23 protein-coding genes are annotated in these 24,962 nt (G+C 61.1%); 5 read left to right on the top strand and 18 right to left on the bottom strand.

Going from position 1 to position 24,962, the window contains the following annotated elements; translation table 11 throughout:
- Window positions 1-7: 7 nt before the first annotated feature.
- Entirely contained in the window at window positions 8-733 is a 726-nt protein-coding gene (locus N2601_RS03060) for a DUF899 domain-containing protein (protein ID WP_104822384.1), read from the bottom strand.
- Between the two features lie 71 nt (window positions 734-804).
- On the opposite strand from N2601_RS03060, the gene N2601_RS03055 reads away from it, so the two are divergent.
- The gene (locus N2601_RS03055) at window positions 805-1,251 is read left to right on the top strand and encodes a MarR family winged helix-turn-helix transcriptional regulator (protein WP_104822383.1); all 447 of its coding nucleotides are present in this window, start codon (window positions 805-807) and stop codon (window positions 1,249-1,251) included.
- On the opposite strand, the gene N2601_RS03050 is transcribed toward N2601_RS03055, so the two are convergent.
- The 3 genes from N2601_RS03050 to N2601_RS03040 form a co-directional block, all read right to left on the bottom strand.
- The gene (locus N2601_RS03050; RefSeq protein WP_104822382.1) at window positions 1,248-2,006 is read right to left on the bottom strand and encodes an RES family NAD+ phosphorylase; all 759 of its coding nucleotides are present in this window, start codon (window positions 2,004-2,006) and stop codon (window positions 1,248-1,250) included. The genes N2601_RS03055 and N2601_RS03050 overlap by 4 nt on opposite strands.
- Window positions 1,966-2,349: an MbcA/ParS/Xre antitoxin family protein gene (locus N2601_RS03045; protein WP_104822381.1), complete on the bottom strand. Its 384-nt coding sequence runs from the start codon at window positions 2,347-2,349 to the stop codon at window positions 1,966-1,968. Before N2601_RS03045 ends, N2601_RS03050 begins: the two co-directional genes overlap by 41 nt.
- A gap of 132 nt (window positions 2,350-2,481) precedes the next feature.
- The gene (locus N2601_RS03040; RefSeq protein ID WP_104822380.1) at window positions 2,482-2,904 is read right to left on the bottom strand and encodes an organic hydroperoxide resistance protein; all 423 of its coding nucleotides are present in this window, start codon (window positions 2,902-2,904) and stop codon (window positions 2,482-2,484) included.
- Between the two features lie 132 nt (window positions 2,905-3,036).
- Here N2601_RS03040 and N2601_RS03035 point away from each other — a divergent pair, with 132 nt between their 5' ends.
- Window positions 3,037-3,498, top strand: a complete 462-nt coding sequence (locus tag N2601_RS03035; RefSeq protein ID WP_104822379.1) for a MarR family winged helix-turn-helix transcriptional regulator — start codon at window positions 3,037-3,039, stop codon at window positions 3,496-3,498.
- Window positions 3,499-3,536: 38 nt separating this feature from the next.
- On the opposite strand, the gene N2601_RS03030 is transcribed toward N2601_RS03035, so the two are convergent.
- Both N2601_RS03030 and N2601_RS03025 read right to left on the bottom strand, forming a co-directional pair.
- Complete coding sequence (locus N2601_RS03030; RefSeq protein ID WP_104822378.1) at window positions 3,537-4,274, bottom strand: L,D-transpeptidase family protein; 738 nt, start codon at window positions 4,272-4,274, stop codon at window positions 3,537-3,539.
- 158 nt (window positions 4,275-4,432) lie between these two features.
- Window positions 4,433-5,239 (bottom strand): L,D-transpeptidase, encoded by an 807-nt coding sequence (locus N2601_RS03025; RefSeq protein ID WP_199773564.1) that lies wholly within the window; start codon window positions 5,237-5,239, stop codon window positions 4,433-4,435.
- Window positions 5,240-5,393: 154 nt separating this feature from the next.
- On the opposite strand from N2601_RS03025, the gene N2601_RS03020 reads away from it, so the two are divergent.
- Both N2601_RS03020 and scpA read left to right on the top strand, forming a co-directional pair.
- Window positions 5,394-6,746, top strand: a complete 1,353-nt coding sequence (locus tag N2601_RS03020; protein ID WP_104822377.1) for a methylmalonyl-CoA mutase family protein — start codon at window positions 5,394-5,396, stop codon at window positions 6,744-6,746.
- Between the two features lie 34 nt (window positions 6,747-6,780).
- Window positions 6,781-8,913: a methylmalonyl-CoA mutase gene (gene scpA, locus N2601_RS03015; RefSeq protein ID WP_104825020.1), complete on the top strand. Its 2,133-nt coding sequence runs from the start codon at window positions 6,781-6,783 to the stop codon at window positions 8,911-8,913.
- A 4-nt stretch (window positions 8,914-8,917) separates the two neighbouring features.
- Here the strand turns inward: scpA and N2601_RS03010 are convergent, their stop codons facing one another.
- The 6 genes from N2601_RS03010 to N2601_RS02985 all read right to left on the bottom strand — a co-directional run bounded on the left by N2601_RS03010 (window position 8,918) and on the right by N2601_RS02985 (window position 16,485).
- Window positions 8,918-9,913, bottom strand: coding sequence for an alpha/beta hydrolase family protein (locus N2601_RS03010; RefSeq protein ID WP_104822376.1), 996 nt, complete (start codon window positions 9,911-9,913; stop codon window positions 8,918-8,920).
- A 90-nt stretch (window positions 9,914-10,003) separates the two neighbouring features.
- Complete coding sequence (locus N2601_RS03005; protein ID WP_104822375.1) at window positions 10,004-11,641, bottom strand: cisplatin damage response ATP-dependent DNA ligase; 1,638 nt, start codon at window positions 11,639-11,641, stop codon at window positions 10,004-10,006.
- The gene (locus tag N2601_RS03000) at window positions 11,641-12,651 is read right to left on the bottom strand and encodes a ligase-associated DNA damage response exonuclease (RefSeq protein WP_104822374.1); all 1,011 of its coding nucleotides are present in this window, start codon (window positions 12,649-12,651) and stop codon (window positions 11,641-11,643) included. The genes N2601_RS03005 and N2601_RS03000 overlap by 1 nt, the downstream gene beginning before the upstream one ends.
- Before the next feature lie 28 nt (window positions 12,652-12,679).
- Entirely contained in the window at window positions 12,680-13,420 is a 741-nt protein-coding gene (locus N2601_RS02995) for a carbon-nitrogen hydrolase family protein (protein WP_245463936.1), read from the bottom strand.
- Window positions 13,421-13,501: 81 nt separating this feature from the next.
- Window positions 13,502-14,074 (bottom strand): TMEM175 family protein, encoded by a 573-nt coding sequence (locus tag N2601_RS02990; RefSeq protein ID WP_104822372.1) that lies wholly within the window; start codon window positions 14,072-14,074, stop codon window positions 13,502-13,504.
- A gap of 92 nt (window positions 14,075-14,166) precedes the next feature.
- Window positions 14,167-16,485 (bottom strand): sensor domain-containing protein, encoded by a 2,319-nt coding sequence (locus N2601_RS02985; RefSeq protein ID WP_104822371.1) that lies wholly within the window; start codon window positions 16,483-16,485, stop codon window positions 14,167-14,169.
- Window positions 16,486-16,730: 245 nt separating this feature from the next.
- On the opposite strand from N2601_RS02985, the gene N2601_RS02980 reads away from it, so the two are divergent.
- Window positions 16,731-18,104 carry a TIGR03808 family TAT-translocated repetitive protein gene (locus N2601_RS02980; RefSeq protein WP_104822370.1) on the top strand — a complete coding sequence of 458 codons (1,374 nt, stop codon included), beginning with the start codon at window positions 16,731-16,733 and terminating at the stop codon, window positions 18,102-18,104.
- Between the two features lie 5 nt (window positions 18,105-18,109).
- On the opposite strand, the gene N2601_RS02975 is transcribed toward N2601_RS02980, so the two are convergent.
- From N2601_RS02975 to N2601_RS02950, 6 genes are read right to left on the bottom strand one after another with little or no spacing between them, the layout of a single operon-like run.
- Window positions 18,110-18,892: a crotonase/enoyl-CoA hydratase family protein gene (locus N2601_RS02975; RefSeq protein ID WP_104822369.1), complete on the bottom strand. Its 783-nt coding sequence runs from the start codon at window positions 18,890-18,892 to the stop codon at window positions 18,110-18,112.
- Entirely contained in the window at window positions 18,889-19,758 is an 870-nt protein-coding gene (locus tag N2601_RS02970; protein ID WP_104822368.1) for a hydroxymethylglutaryl-CoA lyase, read from the bottom strand. Before N2601_RS02970 ends, N2601_RS02975 begins: the two co-directional genes overlap by 4 nt.
- Window positions 19,755-21,743 carry an acetyl/propionyl/methylcrotonyl-CoA carboxylase subunit alpha gene (locus N2601_RS02965; RefSeq protein WP_104822367.1) on the bottom strand — a complete coding sequence of 663 codons (1,989 nt, stop codon included), beginning with the start codon at window positions 21,741-21,743 and terminating at the stop codon, window positions 19,755-19,757. The genes N2601_RS02970 and N2601_RS02965 overlap by 4 nt, the downstream gene beginning before the upstream one ends.
- Window positions 21,744-21,752: 9 nt before the next feature.
- Entirely contained in the window at window positions 21,753-22,136 is a 384-nt protein-coding gene (locus tag N2601_RS02960; protein WP_104822366.1) for a RidA family protein, read from the bottom strand.
- Window positions 22,137-22,146: 10 nt separating this feature from the next.
- Window positions 22,147-23,754: a carboxyl transferase domain-containing protein gene (locus N2601_RS02955; RefSeq protein ID WP_104822365.1), complete on the bottom strand. Its 1,608-nt coding sequence runs from the start codon at window positions 23,752-23,754 to the stop codon at window positions 22,147-22,149.
- Window positions 23,755-23,789: 35 nt separating this feature from the next.
- Entirely contained in the window at window positions 23,790-24,953 is a 1,164-nt protein-coding gene (locus tag N2601_RS02950) for an isovaleryl-CoA dehydrogenase (protein ID WP_104825019.1), read from the bottom strand.
- Window positions 24,954-24,962: the final 9 nt, after the last annotated feature.

The raw sequence follows: 24,962 nt of genomic DNA, 5'->3' as shown, positions 1-24,962 counted from the left end.
TGATGCTTCAGTGACAGGAGGATTGCGCCTTCGGGGCTTCGTCATATTCATCGTGGCGACGCACGAAATCCATGGTGCTGCCTTCGTTGCGTCCCTTCGGCGCATTGTCGAGGATCATCAGCGTGCCGATCATCTCTTCGCCGCCGCGGGCATAGCTGGAATAGGTGTGGAAAATATTGCCGGCCTCATCCTTGTAGAACGCGCTGAGCCCGGGAAGTTCGTCGTGGCCGTTCTTCGCGTCCATGGCAGAGAAATTGTAGAACACCTTTTCGCCGGCGAGCTGCTCTGCCGTAAAGGAGACGTGATAGTCGAAATTGAAGTCGTTGGCGAAAGACGACACCCAGGGGAACTTCCAGCCCATGCGCTTTTTGTAAGCCTCTATCTTCTCGATCGGCGCACGGGCAACGGCAACGAGGGTGACGTCGTGATGATTGAGATGTGGCAGGGCGCCGTCGAAATGATCGACGAGGAACGAACAACCGGGGCATCCGGCCTCCCATTGCGGACCGAGCATGAAGTGATAGACGATGAGCTGACTGCGGCCGTCGAAGAGATCGGCCAGCGATTTCTTCCCCGTGGGCGTGTCGAAAACATAGTCCTTGTCGACCTTGACCCAGGGCAGCGCCAAGCGCTCCTCATTGATACGGTCACGCAAATGCGTCGCTTCTTTCTCCTTGGCAAGCAGTTCGCGGCGAGCCTCCAGCCACACCTCGCGTGAAACGATTTGGTTCATTGTCGCGCCCTCCTCCGGCGTCCACTTCTCACCAAACTTGACAAATGCATTGATATCAATATTAGTAAACCATGTCAAACATGATTGAAATTCCTTTCGAGACAACACTACTCGTGCGCGATACCTGCCTTTGCCTGCATGTGCAGCGCGCCGCTCGGGCCCTGGCGCGCCGTTTCGACGAAGCGCTGAGGCCGCTCGGGCTCACCAATGGCCAGTTTTCCCTGATGATGTCGCTGAACAGGCCAGAGCCTGCGGCCATGGGGCCGGTGGCGACGCTGCTCGCAATAGATCAGACGACGCTGACGGCGGCCTTAAAACCGCTGGAGCGGCGGGGCTGGATAAGCATTCTTCCCAATCCCAGGGATCGCCGTGCCCGGCTACTCAGCCTGACCCCGTCAGGCAAAGCGGTGCTTGCAGCCGCCGTGCCGATCTGGAAAGTGACGCATGCCGAGGTGGAAGCGCGGCTGCCCGACGGCAATGCGGACCGGCTGCGGCGGGATTTGCTCACGTTGGCTTAAGCGCTGTTTCGCATGCGCGGATCAGCGCCGAAATCGCTGCGTGCGAAACCGATGCGACTTTTCGGAAAATCGCAGAGTGCCTGCACACCGGCCGGCGACAGCCGGATGCGCCAGGTCTGCCGTTCGACCGGTTCGCGGGCGGCAAAGGCATGGGCCGTCAGAAGGGCAATATTCTTCCCGCCTTGGGAATCCCTGACGGAGCGGTAGAGGATCGCCTGAATGCCCCCTGCACGCGCCGCGTCGGCGAGCGACTGGCAAGCTTCGTAGCTGACGGGATCGGTCCATGCTTCGCGATCTCGATCCAACGGCGAGCGGGTAAGATCAATCGCCTCTTTGGTGCTGATCGCGGCGGCGAAGGCGGTGTATTCCGCCGCATTGGCAGGCAACGGCGTCTCCGGAGAATCGCTGAAGAAAAGCAGCCGGTAAAAACTCATTTCGGCCAGCGCCGTTTCGACCCGTTCGGAAGCGTAGAAGACGCCGAGGGTGCGTCCCGCACGCCTGAAGCGTGAGCCGTGAGGGTAGATCGCTCCGTAGCGGAAGGGAGTGGCCAACAGATAGTCCAGACCAGCGCATTCCGGCGGCAGCGCCGGCTTGCTCTCCTCCAGCAGATGCTCGAGAAGCGCCTGCTCTTCCAGCGTGTCGACCAGCTTCAAGGTCGAGACCTGATGCTGCGCCTCCACCAGTCGCCAATAGCGGCCTGAAATCGGCCGAGCCTCAGACGATAGCGCGGCGGGCGTCCAGATAGGCAAGGACATCGGTCAATCCGGAAATGGAGGTGATCTTTTCGAGCGGCGTTGCACCGAAGGCGAGATTGACATTGCGCAGCCATTGCCGCGCCACGGCCTCATCGCCGCCGACAATGGCATCGAGCGAGCGAAACAGACGTACGAAAAGAACGGCGAGTTCAAATGGCTTGCTGTGCCGCTCCAGAAGATGATCTTGCCGCTTCATGCGCGACACCGTCGCTTCCGAAACGCCGATGACAGCAGCGAGCATGCGGGCGTTCAAGCCCAGCCGCTCCGCGGCATTAACGACCGCCTTGGTGATGACTAGGGCCTCGCCCGGATTTGCGTGACCGATCGCTTGAGCAGATATCATGGCTATATCCTTTCTCAAGAAAACATATAGCAACTTTCTTGCAAAAGAAAAAGAGCGACATGCACCGAAATGCATATCGCTCCTCTTTTATGTCATCCGTTCCGTCAGTTCGGAAGATGAGAAAGCCCGTTCTCAGGCAACCGTGACCGGCACTTCCGTCGAGGTGCGCATGGCGTGGCTATAGGGGCAGACGATGTGAGCGGCAGCGGCGAGCTTTTCAGCTTCGGCCTTTTCCATGCCGGGAATGTGAACCGACAGCGAGACTTCGATGCCGAAGCCGGTGCCATCCGCGCGCGGGCCGATGCCAACCGTTGCCGTCACCTTGGCGTCTTCCGGAATCTTGACCTTCTGCTGGCCTGCAACAAATTTCAGGGCGCCAAGGAAGCAGGCGGAATAGCCTGCAGCGAAGAGCTGTTCCGGATTGGTGCCGGTAGCGCCGTCGCCGCCGAGTTCCTTCGGCACGGTCAGGGTGACGTCAAGAACGCCATTTTCGGAAACGGCGTGGCCTGCACGGCCGCCGGTAGCGGAAGCCTTGGTGGTGTAGAGGATAGGCATGTCAGATCTCCTTTGCGAGTTGGATGAAGTTTGTATATAACGCGATTTAATCGTGCGCAATATATTTTTGTAATTTGATTTTGAAAAATGAACCTGTGACAATGACGTCAACAAGAAACTGGCGGAGCAGCGATGACGGACAAGGTGCAGGAGCGGGCAATCCCGGATGAGGAAAAGCGGCTGGAACGGCAGCTCTGTTTTGCCGTCTACGCGACCGCGCATGCCTTCAATCGCGCCTACAAGCCGATCCTCGATCGCGTCGGGCTGACCTATCCGCAATATCTGGTGATGCTGGTGCTCTGGGAGAAAGGCTGTTTGTCGGTCAAGACCATCGGTGAGCAGCTTGATCTCGATTCGGGCACGCTGTCGCCGCTGTTGAAACGCCTCGAGCAAGCCGGCCTGATCGGGCGCGTACGAGACCCGAAGGACGAACGCCAGGTAATCGTTTCGTTGACGGAAAAGGGCGCCGGCATGAAATGCCAGGTCAGTATGATCATGGCAGCCATCGGCCAAGCCGTCGGCTGCGATATGAATGAAATGGCCAGTCTGCGCGACCGGCTGCAGCGGCTAAGAGCGAATTTAACGGCCGAATAACAGCCGTTAAATTCCACTCGTCAAAAACATGTCCAAGCTTACGCCTGCGTCACCAAGATTGGCGCGCGTTGCGGCACGCGGTCGTAGAGATCGATGACGTCCTGATTCAGCAGGCGAACGCAGCCCGAGGAAACGGCCTTGCCGATGGAGCGCCAGTCGGGATTGCCGTGCAGACGGTAGAGCGAATCCTGCTTATCCTCGAAAATATAAAGCGCGCGCGCGCCGAGCGGATTCTTCAAGCCAGGCTCCATGCCGCCGTTGGCGATGGAATATTTGACGAGTTCCGGCTGACGGGCGACCATTTCGTCCGGCGGGTTCCAGCGCGGCCATTTCTTGCGCCACTGGATGACACCACGGCCCTGCCAGGCGAAGCCTTCGCGACCGACGCCGATACCATAGCGCATCGCCGTGCCGCCCGGTTCGGTGACATAGAGGAAGCGCTCGCGCGTATTGACGACGACGGTGCCTGGCGGCTCACCCGTCGGATCGACAACGCGCTGACGATAATATCGCGGATCGATCTGCTCATAGGGTATTGCCGGAAGATGAAAGCCGCCATCATCCATAGCTGCATAGATCACAGCCGGGTCCGGCTGCTCGCCATTATAGCTGGAGAGCCAACTGCCTAAGGGGCGATAGGTGGAACCGTTATACTGCACGGGGCTGACAATCGGATTGCTCTCCACCGTGGAAGCGCAGCCGGCGAGCGTCGAAACGGCGCCAATGCCCGCAAGGGCGAGGAAATTTCGTCGGGAAAGAGAAGAAGGCAGGCTCATGTCGACAGCATCATTCCTGTTGGAAGGGAAGCGGGAACTCGAAACGATCCGATTCGGTTCCCCGCAAGATTCGCAGAGACAGGAATAAAACTAAAGAGGGCAGCGAAGCCCGGCTATCGCACTTATGCAACATCACGAAAATTTGTTGCAATCTGCCGTTACAGAACCACGACTTCGGCCCTTGCCGACACACGATTGTAGAGATCGATCACATCTTGGTTCAGCATGCGCACACAGCCGGATGACGCTGCCTTGCCGATCGACTGCCAATCCGGCGTGCCGTGAATGCGATAGAGCGTGTCCTTGCCATTCTGGAAGATATAGAGGGCGCGAGCGCCGAGCGGATTGGTCGGCCCCGGATTCATGCCGCCGCGTTCGGCTGAAACCGGCCTGATCTGCGGTTCGCGGGCCACCATTTCGCTCGGCGGCGTCCAGCGCGGCCATTTCTGCTTCCACTGGATGATGCCCCTGCCATGCCAGGCATAACCTGCCGCGCCGAGGCCGACGCCATAACGCATCGCCCTGCCGCCCGGCTCGACGAAATAGAGATAGTGGCCCCTCGTATCGACGACGATCGTGCCGGGCCTTTCATCGGTCTGATAGTCCACTTCCTGGCGCAAGAAGCGCTGATCTATGCGCTTATAGGGGATGGCCGGCAGGGTGAAATCGTCTTCGCTCTTCTGCGCATACATGGCCTGATGCACCGGATTGGAGGTCGGCAGGCCGTAGGTCTGATTGAATTGCGTGCGGAAGAGATCGCGCGCTTGCGGCACCGGCTGGACCGGCAGGCGTTTTACCTTTTGTGGATCGATACCTTCGGGCTGGTAAAAGACAGGCGCTGTTTCCTGTACGAACCGGTCGGGATCGGTCGCTCCGGTATCGGGAATGATGCTGCAGGCGGACAGCGCGGCAAAAGCGGCTACAGCAAGCAAGCGACGGGAAACAGGCAGGAGATCGGCCATCATCGGGAACCAGTTGAATATGGATCGGTCAGCCACATGATGACCGGCGCGGCTGGCGCGAGGCTGGCGTCGCATGCGAAGATATTGCTCCAATAGGCCAAACTTCTGTTTTCCCTTGCCCTGGCTTGGGTTAGACCATTGGAAGACGGAGGATAGCATGAATATCGACAGTCTGGACCCGAACGTTTTTGCTCCTGTAAGCCGCGAGGCATGGCTCAAGCTGGTGGACCGGGCACTGAAGGGCGCGGATTACCAGGAGGCGCTGGTATCGCGAACGGATGACGGCATCGCGATCGAGCCGCTCTATGCCCGCCGCTCCGATGCCGCGCCATTCACCCGCCGGCAAACCGACAGACCTTGGGTCGTCAGCCAGCGGATGGATGATCCGGATATCGAACGCGCTTTCCTTCAGCTCGGCGAGGATCTCGCCAACGGGAGCAACGGCGTCAGCCTGATCTCGAAAAGCAGCCCCTCGGCCTTTGGTATCGGCCTCAACAACGAGACGGGGGTGCTTGCGGCAAGATTGGCGGCTGCTGTTTCCGGCAATTCCATTTCGCTGCGCTTGGACGGCCTCTCACCGGCCTTTGCCGCGGCATTGGCGGCGGCGCTCGAGAAGAACCAACATCGCCCGACCGTGCATTTCGGCCTCGACGTTTTCGCCTCCAGCACGACGCGGGAGATGACGGGCAGCTTCAAACGTCTCCATGACGCGGGATTTGCCGGAACCGTTTTCAATGCCGATGGCCGCGCCGTGCACAATGCCGGCGGAACGGAGGCGCAGGAACTGGCCGTCATGGCGGCGGCTCTCGTCGCTCATCTGAAACTATTGGATGACGCAGGCGTCGCGCCGGAAGTGACCCTCAATATAGCAAGTCTCTGTCTGTCTGCCGATCAGAACCAATTCGTCACCATGGCGAAAGCTCGCGCCGCACGCATGATCTTTGCCCGCATCGCAGAGGTTTGCGGCATTTCCGACCCGCCGGTCGCCCATCTCTACATGGAAACGAGCTACCGCATGCTGACGCGGCTCGACCCGGAAACCAATATCCTGCGCAACACGATAGCCGTCTTTTCTGCCGGCACCGGAGGCGCCGACGAGATTTCCGTGCTGCCGCACAGCTTGACCCATGGCATTCCCGATCCGCTGGCGCGGCGCCTGGCGCGCAATATGCAGACCGTCCTGATTGCCGAAAGCCATCTCGACCATGTCGTCGACCCGGCCGCCGGAGCTGGCGGCATCGAGGCGCTGACCGAAGCTTTGGCGGAAAAGGCCTGGGAGATTTTTGCGGGCATCGAGCGGGATGGCGGGCTTGCGAAGTTTATCGCCAGTGGCCGATTAGCGGCGATGGTGCAGGAAGCGCGGGCAAATCGTGTGGCAAAGCCGATTGTGGGGACGACATTGTTTGCGATGAAGGCGGAGCGACCGGTTCCGGTTTTGGGGGAGTTGAGTCCGGTCGCAGGCGGGATGGGACTGATGCCGGTGCGATTGGATGAGGGAGCTGGGGCATGAAGGCGGCATTGGAATTCGCGGAGGTATCGGCTCGGTGACCACTATCCCCGACTTCAGCAAAATCGACTGGAAGAGACCGAAAGCGGTTACTTCAAAAACCGACGCCCCGGCCTGGCAAACTCCGGAGGGCATCGCCGTCAAGCGCGTCTATGACGCTGCTGACCTTGCCGGGTTGAACTTCCTCGACACCTATCCTGGCGCAGCTCCCTTCGTCCGCGGCCCCTATCCGACCATGTATGTCCAGCAGCCCTGGACCATCCGCCAATATGCGGGTTTTTCCACCGCCGAGGAATCGAACGCCTTCTACCGCCGCAATCTCGCGGCCGGGCAGAAAGGCCTCTCCGTCGCCTTCGATCTTGCCACCCATCGCGGCTATGACAGCGACCATCCGCGCGTTGCAGGCGATGTCGGCATGGCGGGCGTGGCGATCGATTCCATTCTCGACATGCGCCAGCTCTTCGACGGCATCCCGCTCGGAGAAATGAGCGTATCGATGACCATGAACGGCGCTGTGTTGCCGGTGATGGCGCTTTATATCGTCGCCGCCGAAGAACAGGGCGTTTCCGAGGATAAGCTCTCCGGCACCATCCAGAACGACATCCTCAAGGAGTTCATGGTCCGCAACACCTATATCTACCCGCCGCAGCCCTCGATGCGGATCGTTTCGGACATTTTCAGCTATACCAGCCAGCGCATGCCGAAATTCAATTCGATCTCGATTTCCGGCTACCATATGCAGGAGGCCGGTGCGACGGCGGATCTGGAGCTCGCCTATACGATCGCCGACGGCATCGAATACGCCCGTGCCGGGGTGGCTGCCGGGCTCGATATCGACAGCTTCGCGCCACGCCTCTCCTTCTTCTGGGCGGTCGGCATGAATTTCTTCATGGAAGTCGCCAAGATGCGCGCGGCGCGGCTGATCTGGGCCGCACTGATGCAGAAGAACTTTGCGCCGAAGGACGAGAAGTCGCTGGCGCTGCGCACCCACAGCCAGACGTCCGGATGGTCGCTGACGGCGCAGGATCCGATGAACAACATCATCCGCACCATGGTCGAAGCCATGGCGGCAACGCAGGGCCACACACAGTCCCTGCACACCAATTCCTTCGACGAAGCGCTTGCTCTGCCGACGGATCATTCGGCCCGCATCGCCCGCAATACACAGATCCTGCTGCAGAAGGAATCCGGCACGACCGGTATCATCGATCCCTGGGGCGGCTCGGCCTACGTCGAGCGGCTGACGCATGATCTGGCAGCCCGCGCGCTCACCCATATCGAAGAGGTCGAAGCACTCGGCGGCATGGCAAAAGCCATCGAAAAGGGCATTCCGAAGCTCCGGATCGAAGAGGCGGCCGCCCGCACGCAGGCGCGCATCGACAGCGGCCACCAGACCGTCGTCGGCGTCAACTTCTCGCGACCGGAACGGGATATCGAAGTCGACGTGCTGAAGGTGGACAATTCCGAAGTCCGCGCCCGCCAGCTCTCGAAACTGCAGCAATTGAAGGGCACGCGCGAGACAACGGCGGTTGAGACCGCTCTGGAGGCTCTGACCGATGCCGCGCGCAACGGCACCGGCAATCTCTTGGATTTCGCCGTCAAAGCGGCGCGCGCACGTGCGACGGTCGGCGAAATCTCGCTGGCGCTGGAAAAGGCCTATGGCCGGCACGTTGCGGAAATCAGAACCATATCCGGCGTCTATCGCAAGGAAGTCGGCACCGCCGATCCTCTGTTCAACAAGGCGGTTGCCAAGGTGGAAACTTTCCGCAAGGCAAAGGGCGAGAAGCCCCGCATCCTCGTCGCCAAGATGGGGCAGGACGGACATGACCGCGGGCAAAAGGTCATTGCCACGGCTTTCGCCGATCTCGGTTTCGATGTCGTCGTCGGCGCCATGTTCCAGACGCCGGAGGAAGTGGCCGATCTCGCGGTTCGGGAAGGCGCCGACATCATCGGCGCTTCGTCGCTTGCCGCCGGCCATTTGACGCTGGTGCCGGAACTCAAGGAAGCGCTCAACCGCCGCCACGCCGGTCGTATCCTCATCGCGGTCGGCGGCGTCATTCCGCCTCAGGATTTCGCTGCATTGGAAACCGCCGGCGCAGACGCGATCTTTCCGCCGGGAACGGTGATTGCAGAAGCCGCGGCGGCGCTGGTGGACCGGTTGATGGGCTGACCGTTTAGGCCGCCACACTCCGGAAAAACTGGATGCTCTGTTCGATCGCACCCGGCAGCGCCGAGTTGTGATTGCCCTGAACCGTCGCCAATTCCATTTTTACACCGCCGGCAAGAGCACGCTTCGAAAGCAGCGCCGCCCGGGCCTGCAAATTGGTCTCTTCACTGGCGTGCATGACCTTCAAGGGGCATTTGAAGCTGTGGGCGTAGCAGACGGGCGAGCGCATCTGGAATTCGCGCGGATTTTTCGCGTTGAAGCGGATATCCTCCGGATAACGATGGAAGAAGGCGAAGGCATCCGGATTGCCTGAAATGGGTGTGGCCGCGCGGAAGCGTTTGGCCGACATTGCCGCCAGCATCGCCAGCGTACCACCGACGCTGTGGCCCGCGAGGAACAGACGATGCGGGTCGACGCCCGGCAGGTGGCGCAGACGATCGGATGCAGCGAGAACGTCGGCAACCTCGTCATAGAAACCCGAGAAATTGCCCTTTTGGCCGTTTTCGCCGCGCATCGACGGGATCATGACGACATAGCCGGCATCGACGTAAGGCTTCATTAACAGCCAATGGCCCTGACCGATGGCGTTGCCCCCATGGAGGAAGAGCACAGCCGGTTTGGGCTTCGGCGTGCGCTCATAGCGCGATACCCAGGCAACGAGCTCCAGCTCGCCGCCGAGACCGCTGCGATAAAAAATCTGATCGGCGTCCGATGGTGTGACCAGCGGTTCATATTTGTCGGGTGCCGGGCCTTTGTTCAGAAGGTCGGTGCGGAACTTGTGACGCTCCTTGGCATAATCGCCGGCCAAAAGCGGCGGATCGACCGACGCCTCCGCGGCTTTCGCGGCGATCTTGGGATCGGCAGCCTTGGTCTCGACCGTCTTTGTTTCGAGAACCTTTGTTTCGGCAGCCTTAGCGATGTTGGGAGCAAAAAGTGTTACGGCAAGACCGGCAAGAACGGTGCGGCGACCGGGGCGAAATGCGTTGTCTTCAGACGTTGTCATATGCTCTGTCCAAATATGCCCGGCAGTATCGAAATCTGCACGGGTTGAAAGCCGGGGCCAACTCACATTGTGGTGAGGAATCGACCTGACTTATTCATCAACGGCAGGAGCCTTGGCGTCAATTAGTGCCACCAAATTTTCCAGCCGATCCGCCTCATAGGGCGGCTTGTCGGGTCTCAGACGAGCAATGCGCGGAAAGCGCATGGCGACACCGGATTTATGTCGCGTCGAACGGTTGATCCCTTCGAAGGCGACTTCGAGAACGAAGCCAAAATCGCGATCGGCCCGCACCGCCCTTACCGGGCCGAAACGATCGATCGTATTGTTGCGCACGAACTTGTCGAGCACTTCCAGTTCTGCATCCGTGAAGCCGAAATAGGCCTTGCCTACCGGCACCAGTTGTTCGCCCTCCGGCGTCATCGACCAGACGCCGAAGGTGAAATCGGAATAATAGCTGGAACGTTTGCCATGGCCGCGCTGGGCATACATCAGCACGGCATCGACATTGTAGGGATTGCGTTTCCATTTGAACCACGGCCCCTTGGCACGGCCGGCGAGATAGGCGCTGTCGCGGCGCTTGATCATGACGCCTTCGATAACCGGATCGGGCGGAGACGAACGCAATTGGTCCAACTCCTCCCAGGAGGTAAATTCGACCAGCGGCGAGAGGTCGAAGCGATCGTGGGGTGCTGCCTCGATAATTTCCGTCAGCCGCTCACGCCGATCGAGGAAGCCGCGGGCACGCACGTCCTCTTCGCCATCGAACAGCAGATCATAGGCACGGATGAAGGCCGGATATTCCTCCAGCATCTTCGCCGTCACCGTCTTGCGGTTCAACCGCTGCTGCAGGTCGGAGAAGGTACGCGTCGGGCTGTTGGAGCGCGCCGTGCCGCCGATCAGCAATTCGCCATCGACGACGCCCTCGAAGCTGACGGCATCGACGATGTCCGGAAAGGCGCTGGAGATATCGTCGCCGGAGCGGGAATAGAGCTTGCACGTCATTCCCGCCCGCGAAAGCTGGACGCGGATGCCATCCCATTTCCATTCGGCGGCATAATCCAGGGGATCGAGCCCAGTGAGATCGCCAGGCTCGACGGGATTGGCGAGCATGACGGAATGAAAGATCGCAGGCGTCGCCAGCACCGGCTTGTCGCCCTTGCCCTCCAGCCATTGGAACAGGCTTTCATAGGGCGGCTGCAACCCGTGCCACAGTGTTTCGATCTCGGTCACGTCCTTGCCGCTCAGCTCCGCCAAAGCCTGCTTGGCAAGTCGCGCCGACACACCGATGCGCAGCGCGCCGGTGGCGAGCTTCAGGAAGGCAAAACGGCCTGACGTGTCCAGCCGGTCGAGCAGGTCACGAACGAAGCTGCGCACCTCGGTACGCCCCAGCGCATTCATCCGGCGCACCACCTCGCCGAGCTTCGGCTGTTCGCCCGCCGGGCGGACGATATCGCTTTCCTTGTCCCAGACCAGCGAGATGGTCTCGGCGAGGTCTCCGACATAGTCATAAGAGTAACGAAACAGCACTTCGTCCATGCGTTCCAGCACGAGCTCGCGCAGCATGGCCGGCTTGACGTTGCGCACCTCCAGCGTGCCGGCGATCGCGGCGAGACCGTAGCCGCGATCCGGGTCAGGCGTCTCGCGGAAATAGTCGGTGAGCAGCTTCAGCTTGCCATTGCGGCTCGGCGTCAACACCAGGCGATCGAGGAGGTCGGCAAAGGCTTTCATCAGTCGCCCTCGTCTTCATAGCCGATCAGATGCAATGGCTTGGCCGGGATGCCCTGCAATTCGCACCAACGCACGAGGGCTTCTTCCCGTCCATGGGTGACCCAGACTTCGCCCGGCTTCAGCTCAGCGATGGTCTCGGTCAGCTCCGGCCAGTCGCAATGATCCGAAATGACCAGTGGCAGCTCGACGCCGAGCTGCTTGGCGCGCTGGCGCACCATCATCCAGCCCGACGCGAAGGCAGGGAGAGGCTCATGGAACCGCCTCGCCCAGCGGTCTTGGAAAGCCGAGGGTGGGCCGACGACGACAGCGCCCTTGAAGATCGATTGATCCCTGCTTTCGATCGTTGCCGGCAACAGCTCGCCGAGGACTATGCCCTGCCCGGCATAATAGCCGCACAATGTCTCCAGCGCGCCGTGAATATAGATAGGCTTGTCGTAACCTGCATCGCGCAGCAGCCGGATGACGCGCTGCGCCTTACCGAGCGCATAGGCGCCGATGAGATGGGTGCGCTCCGGAAATTGCCGGAGCGAAGCCAGCAGCTTCGCCGTCTCGTCCAGCGGATCGGGATGATGGAACACCGGCAGTCCGAAGGTCGCCTCGGTAATGAAGACGTCGCAGGCAACGGGCACGTAGGCGGCGCAGGTCGGGTCCGGCCGTCGCTTGTAATCGCCGGAAACGACGATGCGCAGCCCATCCTTCTCCACCGCGATCTGTGCAGACCCAAGCACGTGCCCGGCCGGATGAAACCGCACCCGAACGCCATTGATGATCAGCTCCTCGCCGAAACCGACCGCCTGCTCGGATCCGGAAAAGCCATCGCCATAGCGTATCCGCATGATGTCCAGCGTCTGGCGCGTGGCGAGCACTTGGGCATGTCCGGAGCGGGCGTGGTCGGAATGTCCATGCGTTATCAACGCCCGTTCGACTGGCCGCACCGGATCGACATAGAAGCCACCGATCGGACAGAACAGCCCCTCAGGGGCGGGATACAGCAATTGATCCGGTCTCATAGGGGAGAGGATAGCGTGATTTGTGCAATTATGTAGCGATCATTGGCGCTTTTTGATCGAATCCGCATTCGGGTTGTCGATCAGGCAGGTCGAAGACGAGGACGTCCTCGCTATACGGCTTCGCCTTCGCAACGACGACACCGTTCGGATCGACGATCGCGGTGCTGCCGTAACTTAGCCAGCCATCGTCATTGCCGCCGACAACATCAGCCGACATGACCCAGCATCCCGTATGTTTGGCGCATGTCTGTAGGCCCGATAAGCAGGGCTTATGCCACTTCTCCGCCTTGTGAGGCCGCAGCATCAGGTTGACGGGATTGCAGATGAGGCCGGCTCCCCTTCTGGCGAGCCGAGCCGCCGTGTAGGGATATCGGAGATCGGAACAGATATTGATGCCGAAGCGCCAATCGCGGAGCGTCCAGACCGGAAAATCCGTTCCGGGCACGCAGCCGCTTTCCAGCGGATGCGCCTTGGCATAGACCCCGCATATCTGCCCTGCCTTTACGACAACAGCGCTATTGCAGATCGCCTCCCCGCGCCGCTCGAAAAGGCCGATGATCGCAGTCGTCTTCCCCGATGCACAGCGGTTGATCAGAGACTTCAGAGCGGGATCATCGAGAGACAACGCACGTCGTCTGGCAATTTCCTTGTCGTAGCTGTGTCCCTGAAGATAGCACTCCGGGAAAAGCGCGAGGTCGATGCCTTGCTCCTCCGCCCATGCCAGATCGCGTGCAAGCACATCGCCTGTCTTGTCGACGGCATCAAACATTGCCAAGCGTTGAAAGGCTGCGACACGCATAGCGAAGGACTAACACGCTTCCTGAGTCGCCCACAGCGCGAAGCTGCTCGTCTACTTCATCATCCGCTCGAACCGTCGATCCGGCACCAGCCATATGCAGGCGACGATGAAATAGATGCCGAGGGAGATAAACGGGTTGATGGCGGCAAGTATGATCGCGACGATGTAAAGGCTAACGGAAATTCCGGCTTTACGATCCGAACCGAGCGTGTGGGCAAAATCGGAATCCCTGCCATGCACACGGATCAGCATCTGGCCGAGGATGTAATAGGCAAAACCGCACATTAGCAAGACGAAGCCATAGACCATCACGGGCGTCATGGCGAAGTCGTTTTCGTCCATCCAGCCGGTGGCAAAGGGCATCAATGACAGCCAGAACAGCAGATGCAGATTGGCCCAAAGCACGCCGCCCCCGACGTGTTTCACCGCCTGGAACATATGATGGTGATTGTTCCAGTAGATGCCGACGTAGACGAAGCTCAGAACATAGGAAAGCAGCGTCGGGATCAGCGGTACGAGCGCCTGCACCCCCTCGCCATGCGGCACTTTCAATTCCAGCACCATGATGGTGATGATGATGGCGATCACGCCATCGGAAAAGGCTTCGATACGCCCCTTGCCCATAAATCCACTTCCCCTCTTCGCGCAAAGCCCAATACAGAATCAATTCAAGGGCCGGCTAATAGGAGGCAGAATTACAGCGGACAGGGATGGGTTCAAGCGAGGCGATCGTAGGCGTTCGTCAGAATCCTCGGGATTTCCGCCGCTCCGACCGGCCGCGAGAAATAGAAGCCCTGGGCGTCATGGCACTGACTCTGACGCAGGAACTCGAGTTGCTCGTCCGTTTCCACTCCTTCGGCGACGACCGCCAGACGCAGCAGCCGTGCAAGCGAGATGACGGTGGAGGCGATGGCGACGGTCGTCTCGTCGCGCGGCAACGCCTCAACGAAGGAGCGATCCATTTTGAGACGGTCGAAGGGAAAAGTCTTCAGCGCCGCCAAGCTGGAATAGCCGGTGCCGAAATCGTCGATGGAAAGACGCACGCCAAGCGCCTTCAGTGCCTGCATCACATGCAGGGCGCGCGGCACGTCATGCATCAGCGTGCTCTCCGTCAACTCAAGCTCCAGCCATTGCGCGCCGAGGCCGCTTGCTTCCAGAGCTTCGGTGACGTGCACGGCAAGCGCCGGATCGCTGAATTGCCGAGCCGAAACATTGACGGCGACCGTAACCGGCGGCAGGCCCATTTCCTGCCATTCCTTGGCCTGTCGACAGGCCTCGTTCAGCACGAACAAGCCGAGCGGGATGATCAGCCCGGATTCTTCCGCCAGCGGGATGAACTGACCGGGCGGCAGCATGCCGTGGCGCGGATGACGCCAGCGCACCAACGCCTCCAGGCCGACCACCCGGCCGCTCGCGACATCGACCTGCGGCTGGTATTCCAGAAAGAACTGCTTGGCGCCGATCGCCTTGCGTAATTCTTCCTGCTCGCTCAGCGGCATGACGCCCGCCGCGTCCGATCTCTGAATATGATATTGCAGCCGGTTACGGCCATGCTCCTTGGCCTTGTACATGGCCGCGTCGGCGCAGGCGATCAGCTCCTCCGGCGTCTCCCCATCGGCTGGAAAGGCTGCGACGCCGATACTGCTCGTCACGGCAACCTCGATCTCCCCGATCAGCACCGGCTGCGTGATCGCCTTCTGCAGTTCACGCAGCCGCCGCGTGATGCCAGTGTCGTGGCGCGACTGATGGACGATGACCAGCAGGAATTCGTCGCCGCCGAGGCGCACCACCATATCGGAAGCCCTGAGGCTATCGACCATGCGCGCCGTCAACTCCTTCAACAGCTCATCGCCGGCGCTGTGGCCGCGGCTGTCATTGACCTGCTTGAAATTGTCGAGATCGACATAAGCGACCGTCACCTTGCGGCCGTTTCGGCGCGCCTTGAACAGGATTTTCGCCATGTTCTCCTTGAGAAAGGCGCGGTTCGGCAGACCCGTCAGGTCGTCATGATGGGCCATGAAATAGATGCGGTCTTCGGCGCGCTTGCGCTCGATGGCGATGCCAGCGATGTGGGTCGCCATGGCAACCAGCTCCAGCTCGCGTTCGGTCGGCTCGCGCACGGTGCCGGAATAAAGCGCGAAAGTGCCAAGCACATTGCCCTGCGAGGTCATGATCGGCGTCGACCAGCATGAGCGTAGGCCGAATTGCGCGGCCAGAACACAAAAGTCCTCCCAGAGCGGATCCGTCTGGGTGTCGTTGACGAAGACTGGCTTGCCGCGCCAGGCGGCCGTGCCGCAGGAGCCGACTTTCGGGCCGATGGCGACGCCATCGATCAGACGGCTATAGGCAGCGGGCAGATTGGGTGCCGCTCCATGGGAGAGATGGATGCCTTCCGGATCCAGCAGCAGCACCGATCCTTTGATATCGGTAAGTTGATCCTCGACCATCAACACCACCGCCTCGAGGATCATCTCCAGCGGCTCGCTCTTGGCGATCATCTCCAATAGCTCGGCCTGGCTGCGGCGCAGATGCTCCTGGCGCTTGCGCTCGGTGATATCGCGTGAAATGCAGATCAGGCCGATCACCTCGCCGCGGTCATTGCGCAGCGGTAACTTCGAGGTCAACCGATAGACCGGCTTGCCGCCGGTCGCAGAGGGAATGACGTCCTCCATATCGAGCCGCGGCTTGCCGGTAGCGATGATTTCCTGCTCGATACGGAAATATTTCGTCGCCCGCTCCAGCGGCACCAGATCGAAATCAGTCTTTCCGGTGATCGCGCTCGCTCTTTCCAAGCCGAGACTTTTTGCCGTGGCGGCATTCGCGAAGACAAAGCGGCTTTCCCGATCCTTGACGAAGAGAAAGTCCGGCAGCTCATGCACGATCGCCTTGAGGCGCAATTGCTCGATGCCATCGGCGACGTGGTGCGCGTTCGCCGCCATCAGCGCCTGCGTAGCTGCCAACAGGCGCTCCGTCTCGACATCAAGCGAACGACCACGCTCGCCTGTCCGCGCATGCTGAAAAGCCGGCTTATTCATGAGGCGCATTCTCCCAACCCGGCCGCAACCACGGCCTCCTCAAATGTCACAACCGAAACGCGATCATTATAGTTCGCGCTTCCTTCAAGCCTCTTAAGCAGATGGGTGAACGAAAGAATAAAAGGGCGAAATGGCCGAAAAATAAGGGGCCCATCTTGGCAAGATCAGGCTTCTTTCCGTGCCAAATCGAGACAGATGCGCGTGGCACGCTTTCTGCTTCCGGAAGGCTCAATCCAGGAGTTCACATGGTCCAGCGTCGCGCGTTCCTCGCCTATATCGCCGCCTCGGCTGCAACCGACCTATTTGCTTCGCACGCCTTTGCTGCGCCGCTCGCCAAGATCGCGGGTGCCGAGATGCGTGGACCGATCGATGCCATCGCCTATAGGGCGACGCCGGGCACCAGCGATATCAGAAGCGGCAAGCTCCAGGCGATGATTGATAACGCCGCGCGCAACAACGCGCCGGTCTTCCTGCCGCCAGGCAACTACGATGTCTCGAACCTTTCGCTGCCCGACAATACCCGCATCACCGGCATTCCCGGCGCTTCGCGGCTCGTCTATGGCGGCGAAGGCCATCTGATGAGCGCCGACAAGGCCAGGCGCATCGAACTCTCCGGTCTCGTTGTTGATGGCGGCAATCGCTGGCTTGCCGACTATGCCGGCGGATTGCTGCAATTTACCGGCGTTGATCAGGTGCTGATCGACAATTGCGAAATCGCCGGCAGCCGCAAACATGCGCTGCAACTGGAGCGCTGCGGCGGGCGGATCGAACGCAGCCGCATATCGGGCGCCGCAGAAGCCGGCCTCTATTCCGTCCAGTCGACCGGACTGACGGTCACCGGCAATACTGTCGAGGATTGCGGTAATGGCGGCATTCTCATCCATCGTTGGGACAAGGGCGCAGACGGCAGCATCGTCACCGGCAATCGCATCGCCCGCATCGGCGCCAATGATGGCGGCACCGGCCAGAACGGCAACGGCATCAATATCTTTCGCGCCGACGATGTCCTGGTCTCCGGAAACCACATCGCCGATTGCGCCTTCACTGCTGTCCGCGCCAATTCGGCATCGAACGTGCAAATCACAGGCAATCAATGCCTGCGCTCCGGCGAAACGGCGATCTTCTGCGAATTCGAGTTCGAAGGCGCCGTGGTCAGCAACAATCTCGTCGACGGCGCGGCAAACGGTATCGCGATTGCCAATTTCGACAAGGGCGGGCGGCTCGCTAGTGTCACCGGCAATATCATCCGCAACCTGTCGCTGACCGGACCCTACCCTCAGGAAAGCGGCTTCGGCATCGGAATCTCGGCCGAAGCCGATACGCTAATTGCCTCGAACCTCATCGAAAGCGCCCCGCTCTGGGGCCTGAAACTCGGCTGGGGTCCCTATCTCCGCAACATCGTCGCTAATGGCAATATCATCCGCCAAGCACCCATCGGCTGCGCCGTCTCCGTTGCCGACGGCGCGGGTGCGGCTGTCATTTCCGACAATCTGTTCCAACAAGTGGAAAAAGGCGCTGTCATCGGCTTTCGCTGGGACAAACCGGCTTCCGGTGACTTGACGGTAACAGGGCGCGAAGATTTTCCACAACTGACAATAGAGAAAAACAGGTTGACGTAGACGTCCTATCTCCAGCTTGGCTCCCGCCGCTCGAAGAATGCCGCTACCCCTTCCCTTGCTTCCTCCGTCTCCCACGTGTCGGCCAGTTGCGTGATGACATGGTCGATGAGCTCGTCGGTGATCGGCATGCCGAGGGAACGGGCCAATGCCTTGGCGCGCGCAGCCGCCTGTGGCGAGGCGGCGAGGAGATGACGGATTTCAGATTCGATGGCTTCGTCGAGTGCATCCTCTGGGACGACGCGGGACAAGAGGCCGGCGGCGTGGGCTTGCCAGGCGTCGATGACTTTGCCGGAAAGAAAAAGCGGACGGGCCTTGGCCTCGCCAATGCGGGCAACGACATAGGGGCTGATGGTGGCGGGGATGATGCCGAGGCGAACTTCCGTCAGGCCGAAGCGGGCAGTCGCGGCCGCAACGACCAGATCGCAGATGCTGAGGATGCCGACGCCGCCGCCGAAGGCATTGCCGTGCACACGGGCGATCAGCGGCTTCGGCAATTCGTTCAGGGCCTTGAACATCATCGCGAGCCGCCGGGCTTCAACGATGCGGCCGGCACGAGTGGCTTCGAACTGCGCCCGCATCCAACCGAGATCGCCACCGGCGCAGAAGCTCGCGCCCTCGCCCGTAAGCACCACGACGCGCACGCTCGCATCCCTGCCAAGATCGTAAGCAGCCTCGGTCAGGGCATCGATCATTTCAACCGACAGGGCGTTGTGTTTTTCCGGGCGCGCCAAAGTCAGGCGGGCGACGCCACGTTCCTCGATGGCGATATGGATGGTTTGCGATGTCATGCGGCGCTCCTGAGGCTACGGGCAAAGGCGGCGGCGTTGGCAAGTTTCTCGTCATCGAGGCCAGTCTCGAAGCCATGCAATGCCAGATAGTGGTGAACTGACACGGTATCGACATTCCCTTTGGCGCCGGGCGCGAAAGGACAGCCGCCGAGACCGCCGGCGGCGGCATCGAACACACGCAGGCCCCGATCCAGGGCTACGCCGATATTGTCCAGCGCCCGGCCCGATGTATCGTGAAAATGGCCGGCCAGCATCGCGGCGGGAAGATCGGCAAGCACGGCTTCCAGCATTCTGTCCACTGCCTCCGGTTCGCCCCTGCCGATCGTATCGCCGAGGCTGATCTCGTAGCAGCCGAGCTCCCGCAATTGCCGAGCGACGCTTGCTGCATTCGCCGGCGGCACCGCGCCCTCATAAGGGCATTCAACGACGCAACTGACGTAGCCGCGCAGCGGAATACCGCGGTCGCGGCTTGCGGCCGCCACCGGCCGGAAACGCTCTATGCTTTCGGCGATGGAGCAATTGATATTGCGCATCGAAAAGCTTTCGGAGGCCGATGCGAAGATCGCCACCTCATCGGCGCCGGCGGCAAGCGCCGCCTCGAACCCCTGCATATTCGGCGTCAACACCGCATAGCGGACACCAGGCTTCCGTTTGATGCCTGCCATGACCCCGGCAGCATCGGCGAGCTGCGGCACCCATTTCGGACTGACGAAGCTGGTGACCTCGATACGCTCGAAACCGCAGTCGGAAAGCAGATCCACCAATTCGATCTTGGTGTCCGTGTCGATCAGCCGTTTCTCGTTCTGCAGGCCGTCTCGTGGTGCCATTTCGACGATGGTGACATGGTTGGAAGGACGCTCGGTCATTGCGCATCCTCCGGCCGGAGCGACAGCAGGACGGCGCTTTCGCTGGTCTGATCGCCTTCGCCGACATGCAGGCTTTCCACCACACCGTCGCGCGTCGCCGTCAGCGTCAGCTCCATCTTCATGGCCTCCATGACGATCAGCGCCTCACCCTTCGCCACCATATCGCCTTCCTGAACCCGAACAATCTTGATGAGGCCGGGCATAGGCGCAACCAGCCGGTCGCCACCGGCGGCCTCTTCCTCGGCGCCATCCAAGGGGTCAGGCCGATGGAAATGATGGGTGCGGCCATCGAGGAACAGCGTCATGTCATGCGGCGTTTGGAAAAAGTCGGCACGCAATTGCTGCCCGTCGATCTCCACACGGCAGCCGTCATCATTGCGGTTGATGATGCGAACGGCGACAGCGTTATCATCGAAATGCACCGAGAAGAGATCTTGTCCTTTCGCAATCACGCGGCAGTTCGTATGGCCGCCACTGTGATGCAGCGTAACAGGCCGGCTCACCTCGCCCCAAAGCTGCCAGGCGCCAAGCGCTTGCCAGGGGTCGCGCGCAAAGGACCGCGCCAAGGCTCCCGCCTCGAAGATGGCAGCGATGGCAAGCGCGATATCGTCTGGTATCGGTGCTGCGGTCAGCGTCTCTGCCTCGCGGTCGATCAGGCCCGTATCCGGATGGCCCGCAACGAAATCCGGCTGTTGGCTCAAGCGGACCAAGAAATCGAGATTGCTTGTTGTTCCGGCGATCTGCGTATCCTGCAGCGCTCGCGCCAGCTTGGCGAGGGCGGCTTGGCGAGTTGGGGCGTGGACAGTGAGCTTGGCGATCAAAGGATCGTAATGCGGGGTGATGCTATCGCCCTGGCGCACGCCGGTGTCGATGCGGACATCGCCGTCGGGAAATCTGAGATGGGAGAGCGTGCCGGTCGCCGGCAGAAAACCCCGCAACGGGTCTTCGGCATAAAGCCGCGCCTCGAAAGCCCAGCCCTCGATGGCAAGCTCGGCTTGGCTCTTCGGCAAGGGTTCGCCGCCGGCAATCCGCAATTGCCATTCGACCAGATCGACCCCGGCGATCGCCTCGGTGACGGGATGCTCGACCTGCAGGCGGGTGTTCATTTCCATGAAGAAGAAACGATCCGGCGACAGGCCTTCGGAGACATCGGCAATGAACTCGACCGTGCCGGCGCCGCGATAGTCGATGGCCCGCGCCGCGCGGACGGCAGCTTCGCCCATGGCGCTGCGCATCTCTTCCGTCATGCCGGGCGCAGGCGCCTCCTCGATCACCTTCTGGTGCCGCCGCTGCAGAGAGCAATCGCGCTCGAAGAGATGGACGACGTTGCCATGGCTGTCGCCGAAGACCTGCATCTCGATGTGACGGGGCTGGGTCAGATATTTTTCGATCAGCACCGCATCATCACCGAAGGCCGATTTCGCCTCGCGTCTCGCCGCTTCCAACGCAGACGCGAAATCCTCCGGCCGATCGACACGCCGCATACCCTTGCCGCCGCCGCCGGCCCGTGCCTTGATCAGCACGGGAAAGCCGATCTCCGCTGCCCGCTCCGCGAGGAACACCGCGTCCTGCTTATCACCGTGATAGCCGGGAACGACAGGCACGCCGGCGCGCTCCATCAACGCCTTGGCCGCATCCTTCAGGCCCATGGCGCGGATTGAGGCTGGGAATGGGCCAATGAAAACCAGTCCGGCCGCTTCGACGGCCTCTGCGAAATCGGCATTTTCCGAGAGAAAGCCGTAGCCGGGGTGAACGGCCTCGGCGCCGAATCGCCGTGCGGCAGCGATGATCCGCTCCTTCGAAAGATAGCTTTCGCTCGCCGTTGCCGGGCCGATATGGACCACCTCATCGGCCAGTGCCACATGCAGTGCGGCGATATCGGCGTCGGAATAAACGGCGACCGTGCGAATGCCCATCCGCCTTGCCGTACGGACGATCCGGCAGGCGATTTCTCCGCGATTGGCGATCAATATCTTCGAAAACATCGGCAAACCCTATTGCGCGGCGACGACCTCGACTTCGAGCAGCCATGCGGTGTCGAAAATGCCCGATATCACCACCGTCATCGCCGGGGTGAGCGGGCCCAAATACTCACTGCGGATCTCGCGGTTCTCGATCGTATGGTGGCGGTCGGCGAGATAGGTGGTGACCTTGACGATATCGGCCTTGCTCATGCCGGCCGCCTTGAGCTGAGCGTCAACATTGAGCCAGACCTGACGCGCCTGCGCCGGAAAGCCGTCGGGAAGCGCATCGTCCGCGGTTGTCGGAATCTGGCCGCTGACAAACAGCAATCTCTCGAAATTTTCGAGTTTCACGGCCTGGGCATAGCCGCCACGTGGCTGAGGTGCATTCTTGGCATTGATGATGTCGCGTTTCATCTCAATCTCCTCACATCCTGAACAGGCCGAAGCGAGTGTCTTCGATGGGCGCATTGAGCGCGGCCGAGAGCGACAGCGCCAGCACATCGCGGCTCTTGCGTGGGTCGATGATGCCGTCGTCCCAGAGACGCGCCGAGGCATAGAGCGGGTGGCTCTGGGTCTCGAACATCTTGAGCGTCGGCTGTTTGAAGGCTGCCTCTTCCTCCTTCGTCCAAGGCTTGCCGGCGCGCGCCAGGGCCTCGCCACGTACCGTCGCCAGCACGCCGGCCGCCTGCTCTCCGCCCATGACGGAGATACGGCTGTTGGGCCAGGTCCAGAGAAAGCGCGGAGAATAGGCACGGCCGGCCATGCCGTAGTTGCCGGCGCCGAAAGAACCGCCGATTAGCATGGTGATCTTCGGCACCCTCGTCGTCGCCACAGCCGTCACCAGCTTGGCTCCGTGCTTGGCGATGCCTTCCGTCTCGTATTTCCGGCCGACCATGAAGCCGGTGATATTCTGCAGGAAGACCAGCGGGATTTTCCGCTGCGAGCAAAGTTCAACGAAATGCGCACCCTTCAGCGCCGATTCCGAAAACAGCACGCCGTTGTTGGCGATGATGCCGACGGGAATGCCGTGGATATGGGCAAAGCCGCAGACCAGTGTCGCGCCATAGCGCGCCTTGAATTCGTCAAAGCGCGAGCCGTCGACGATGCGCGCGATGACTTCGCGAACATCGTAGGGCGTGCGCAGATCGGAGGGCACGATGCCGAGCATGTCTTCCGGATCGTAGAGCGGCGGCTCCGGCTCCCGCAGCTCCACAGTTGTCGGTTTGTGGCGATTGAGATTGGCAACGGCCTGCCGCGCCAAGGCCAGCGCATGGGCATCGTCGCGCGCCAGATGATCGGCGACGCCGGAAAGACGCGTATGCACATCGCCGCCGCCAAGATCTTCGGCCGAAACCACCTCACCGGTCGCGGCTTTGACCAGCGGCGGCCCGGCAAGAAAGATCGTCCCCTGCCCCTCGACGATGATGGTCTCGTCGGACATGGCCGGCACATAGGCGCCGCCGGCGGTGCATGAACCCATGACCACAGCGATCTGCGGAATGCCGGCCGCCGACATATTAGCTTGATTGTAGAAGATGCGGCCGAAGTGATCGCGATCGGGAAAGACTTCGTCCTGATTCGGCAGGTTGGCTCCGCCGGAATCGACCAGATAGAGGCAGGGCAGATTATTTTCCGCCGCAATCTCCTGCGCCCGCAAATGCTTCTTCACCGTGATCGGATAGTAGGTGCCGCCCTTTACGGTGGCGTCGTTGCAGACGATCATGCAATCGCGGCCCACCACGCGGCCGATGCCGGCGATCAACCCCGCACCCGGCGCTTCATCGCCATACATGCCATGCGCAGCCGTCGTACCGATTTCGAGAAAGGGCGTCGCCGGATCGATCAATCCTGCCACCCGGTCACGCGGCAGCATCTTGCCGCGGCTGACATGGCGCTCGCGCGCCTGCGCACCGCCGCCCTCCGCCGCCCGCAAGACCGCCGCCTTTGCCACGCCGATCGCCTCCAGCATCGCGGCGCGATTGTCCCTGAAACGGTCCGAATGGGCGGTTATTTCTGACTTCAGGACGGTCATGCTGCATCACCAAAATTGGGGGCGAAATTTCAAAATCAGAGGGTCTCGGCAAAGAGTTCCCGCCCGATCAGCATACGGCGGATTTCGGAGGTGCCGGCGCCGATTTCGTAGAGCTTGGCATCGCGCAGAAGCCGGCCGGCGGGATAGTCGTTGGTATAGCCATTGCCGCCGAGGGCCTGAATGCATTCGAGCGCCATAGCGGTCGCCTTTTCAGCAGCATAGAGAATGCAGCCCGCAGCGTCCTTGCGGTTCGTTTCGCCGCGATCGCAGGCGGCGGCGACCGCATAAACATAGGCGCGGGCGGCATTCATGGTCACATACATGTCGGCAAGCTTGCCCTGCATGAGCTGGAATTCGCCGATCGGCTGGCCGAATTGCCTGCGTTCATGCAGATAGGGCAGCACCACGTCCATGCAGGCGGCCATGATGCCGAGCGGGCCACCCGACAGGACGACGCGCTCGTAGTCGAGGCCGGACATCAGTACCCGGACGCCGCCATCGATCTGACCTAGCACATTTTCCGCCGGCACCTGGCAATCGATAAAAACCAGCTCCGAGGTGCTGGAGCCGCGCATGCCGAGCTTGTCGAGTTTCTGGCCCACGGAGAACCCCTCGAAACCCTTCTCGACCAGGAAAGCGGTGATGCCGCGCGGGCCGGCGTCCGGCGCGGTCTTGGCATAGACGACCAGCACGTCGGCATCCGGACCGTTGGTGATCCACATCTTGCTGCCGTTCAGCACATAGCGGTCGCCGCGCTTTTCGGCGTGAAGCTTCATCGAAACGACATCGGAACCCGAGCCGGGCTCCGACATGGCAAGCGCGCCGATATGTTCGCCGGAGATCAATTTAGGCAAGTAACGCGCCTTCTGCTCGTCGGTGCCGTTGCGGTTGATTTGGTTGACGCAGAGATTGGAATGGGCTCCGTAGCTCAGACCGACGGAGGCCGAGGCGCGGCTGATTTCTTCCATGGCGACCGCATGCGCTACATAGCCGAGGCCGGCGCCGCCATAGGCTTCGTCGGCGGTGATGCCGAGCAGCCCGAGATCCCCCATTTCCCGCCACAGCTCCATCGGAAAACCATTGTTGCGGTCGAACTCGTCAGCGAGCGGTGCGATGCGCTGACCGGCAAAGCGGCGCACGCTATCACGCAGCGCCTCGATCTCCTCCCCGAGCGCAAAGTTCAATCCTCCAGCATACATTGCCTTCTC

The organism is Rhizobium sp. CB3060, assembly GCF_025200735.1.
In the GTDB taxonomy this organism is placed as follows: Bacteria; Pseudomonadota; Alphaproteobacteria; order Rhizobiales; family Rhizobiaceae; genus Rhizobium.
Note: the sequence above shows the minus strand (reverse complement) of the source record. Positions and strands in the feature narration are given on the sequence as shown.